This window comes from Citrobacter sp. R4 (genome assembly GCF_026719175.1).
Taxonomy (GTDB): domain Bacteria; phylum Pseudomonadota; class Gammaproteobacteria; order Enterobacterales; family Enterobacteriaceae; genus Citrobacter_A; species Citrobacter_A sedlakii.
This window is the reverse complement of the sequence record NZ_JAPPSU010000044.1, coordinates 1-1,650: the sequence shown is the minus strand read 5'-3', so window position 1 is coordinate 1,650 and position 1,650 is coordinate 1. Positions and strand designations below refer to the sequence as shown.

Here is a 1,650-nt window from a genome sequence, read left to right as displayed (position 1 = left end):
TGTTGTATTTGGCTTCAGAGCGTAAGCAGAACCTACAAGTTCTGATGATCTGGTGCCTCCTCGCTCACTCGGTCGCTACGCTCCGGCCGTGAGGCTGCGGCGGGCACTACTGAATCAGTCGTGCTGGCTTGATACCGTCAATGACGAGCTTGCGAGTTTATTTATCATTGACGGCGCACTGTTGGGTAAACTATCCCTGGTGCGAGGTGGCGCGTGGCGCCGCCTTGCACTTGGTAAGCGGTTTTTGTTTTTTTATTATATTAACCGGTTCCGGATAATGGTTATACTTTCTTTCATTATTACTGTCGCCGCGTAACAAACCTGCGCATATTAATATTAAGCATAATCTATTTATTTTTATTTTAATCTTCATTTCATTCTCCTATTTTTATTATTATTCCATTGCTGGAATGGAATAATAATATTTAAAAAATAGGAAAAGCAAATATATTTAATATAAATATAAATATATTTGCGAGTGGTTTTGTTTTTATTTTAAGTTGTTGTTTTTAATTGTTTTATTTATTTTATAAATCAAGATCTTTTTGATCGGCAGGGGTCGTTCCGAGCCGTCAAGAGTCGCTTCGCTACTGCTCTTGACAGCTCTCCTCTCCAGAAAACATAGCCATTATTCGGCGTTTTATTTCTCCATCTTTGTTCACTAACGTCTTGGTAACAAAGGCTGAGTAGTCTTTTGATGTGTTATATCCCTTCCAGACTTCGTGAGGGTCTAAGGCGTAAGCACATACCTTTCCAGCAACTGGTATTCTTACCAGGGCACCCTTCTCCTCCAAATAATCTAACCAACGACGAATTGTCCGAGTAGAAACACCCATCTGATTAGCTAAAAATTGCTGGTCGCAGACCACTGCACCGCATGTAGGATCTATGTGTTCAGCGAAAAATGAGTAAAGACCTATAGCGGCAGCACCCTGTTTGTCTCTCACAAGCTCTCTAATGCGTTGCCAGCCCTTTGGGTATGTCTGGGTGAAGTTGCTATTCTTTTTCGCCTCCTCGTGCTCTTTAGACGCCCTCCTGTCGATTTCCTGTATTTCTTTCTGCCTTAGCTTTGCTTGATGTTCTGAAGCTACGATCATCTTTATCCCTCGGTGTCTTTTTGATAGGACATTTTTGTCCCATCATAGGACGCTAGATGTCCTATGTCCAGCCACATGCGGACACCAGCTGTGTCCTCACGTGCGGACACCAGCTGTGTCCTATCAGAAAAAATCAATCTTATAAAAATCAATTACTTGTTATTTATCTCTATTCTCTTCTATGAAAACCAACAGACAACACTGAAGTTCAAGGTAGCTCCCTCCCTCCGGTCGGGCATTTTGAGGGTCAGGGTTCGCCATAGGCGACCGCTTTAGCGGCTTGACCTTGACGATCAAAATGCCCATTGAACCTTGTATCTGGTGATGGCTCGCATCGTGAGCCATCACCATGACTGACGGTTTTTAGGGGTTTCGGGGCGCAGCCCTGAACCAGTCACGTAGCGCTAGCGGAGTGTATACTGGCTATGTTGTATTTGGCTTCAGAGCGTAAGCAGAACCTACAAGTTCTGATGATCTGGTGCCTCCTCGCTCACTCGGTCGCTACGCTCCGGCCGTGAGGCTGCGGCGGGCACTACTGAATCAGTCGTGCTGG

The 1,650-nt window shown here is 44.8% G+C and carries 1 protein-coding gene; it reads right to left on the bottom strand.

Translation table 11 applies throughout. The features are described from left to right. Window positions 1–587: 587 nt before the first annotated feature. Window positions 588–1,097, bottom strand: coding sequence for a helix-turn-helix domain-containing protein (locus OOJ60_RS24455; RefSeq protein WP_129319083.1), 510 nt, complete (start codon window positions 1,095–1,097; stop codon window positions 588–590). Window positions 1,098–1,650 lie beyond the last annotated feature (553 nt).